Origin of the sequence: Rheinheimera metallidurans (genome assembly GCF_036983985.1) — a bacterium.
In the GTDB taxonomy this organism is placed as follows: domain Bacteria; phylum Pseudomonadota; class Gammaproteobacteria; order Enterobacterales; family Alteromonadaceae; genus Alishewanella; species Alishewanella metallidurans.
The window spans coordinates 1-1,381 of the sequence record NZ_JALAHQ010000012.1 but is presented as its reverse complement, the minus strand read 5'-3'; the positions used below and the strand labels follow the sequence as shown (position 1 = coordinate 1,381).

At 55.0% G+C, this 1,381-nt stretch carries 2 protein-coding genes; one reads left to right on the top strand and one right to left on the bottom strand.

Annotated features, from left to right (window positions below; all coding sequences use genetic code 11):
- Positions 1-791: cation efflux transmembrane domain-containing protein (locus MN199_RS14710; protein ID WP_335739914.1), on the bottom strand; the 791-nt coding region annotated here is incomplete at its 3' end.
- 95 nt (positions 792-886) lie between these two features.
- On the opposite strand from MN199_RS14710, the gene cadR reads away from it, so the two are divergent.
- Complete coding sequence (gene cadR / locus MN199_RS14705; protein ID WP_004364961.1) at positions 887-1,294, top strand: Cd(II)/Pb(II)-responsive transcriptional regulator; 408 nt, start codon at positions 887-889, stop codon at positions 1,292-1,294.
- Positions 1,295-1,381 lie beyond the last annotated feature (87 nt).

The window sequence follows — 1,381 nt, the reverse complement described above, 5'->3', positions numbered from 1 at the left end:
GCGCCGGCGGTGATGACCCCCAGGTTGATCACCACGTCGTTGGCCGAGAATATCCAGCTTGCCTTCATGTGCGCCCCGCCTTCCCGATGTTTGGATACCATCAGTAGACAGGCGGTATTGGCAATCAATGCGACGAATGCGATAGCCATCATCACCAGCGATTCAGGCTCACTACCGAATACAAAGCGTCTCACCACCTCTACGAGCACGCCCACAGCCAAGATCAGTTGCAGTACACCAGCAAGATGCGCGGCACGTACCTGCATTTTCACGCTATGTCCAACCGCATAAAGGGCAAGCCCGTACACCGCCGCATCGGCAAAATTGTCCAGGGATTCTCCAATCAGGCCGGTGGACTGGGCGATCAGACCGGCAGTCATTTCCACCACGAACAGAAGTGCATTGATGCCGAGCAACCAGCGCAGGGTCCCGGATTCTTGCTTAGCAGAAGCTGCCGAAAACTCGGCGGCCTTGATGGTCTCCGGATTTGCAGCGACGGTTTCCTGAAGCGAGGCGCCTAGCCCCAAGGTCTTCAGTTTCGAGGTGACGGGCTCGACCTCGCCGTCATGCACGACCTTCAGCCGGCGGTTCGACAAGTCGAAGGACAGCGCCCGAATCTCCTCAAAGCCGTTCAGGGCTAGGCGAATCATTCGTTCTTCTGATGGACAGTCCATCTTCGGCACGGCATAAGCACTGACCCATCTCCCTGGCGCCTCGGAGGAGGCCTGTATATCGGTATCCGCTGCGGACGTTGCATCACCGCCACAGGCGCCACCACAGGATTTGCTCATAATACGACTCCACTTGAACAATGTTGTGGTACCATTTAAAACTATAAAGCTACTATAAGGTCAATAGAGTAAAGAATCCGTTGGGGAGGAGGCTGATGCGTATTGGTCAGTTGGCGCAGTTGGTAGGGGTCGAAACACAGACGATCCGCTTCTATGAACAGCAGGGCTTGTTGCCGCCGCCTGATCGGCAGGACAACGGTTACCGTGTCTATACCGAGAAGCATGGTGAGGGGCTGGCCTTCATCCGTCGCTGCAGAATCCTGGGCCTGTCACTGGCTGAGATTCACGAACTACAGAGCTATCAGGACGACCCTCATCAGCCTTGTACCGCCGTCAACGCCTTGCTCGATGATCACATCTCTCATGTGCGGTCGCAGATAACCGCTCTGCAAGCGCTTGAGAAACAACTCGTTTCACTGAGAGCGAGTTGCAACGATGACCGGGAAGTTGAGGCGTGTGGGGTTCTTGCTGGAATTAGCGAAGGAAACATGCACCAGCAGTAGGTGAAGCATCAACCAGATAATCCGATGAGATGCCGGTCTGTCTCACTCTCATGCAAAGGTAAGATCAACCATTTAATCCGCTTACCC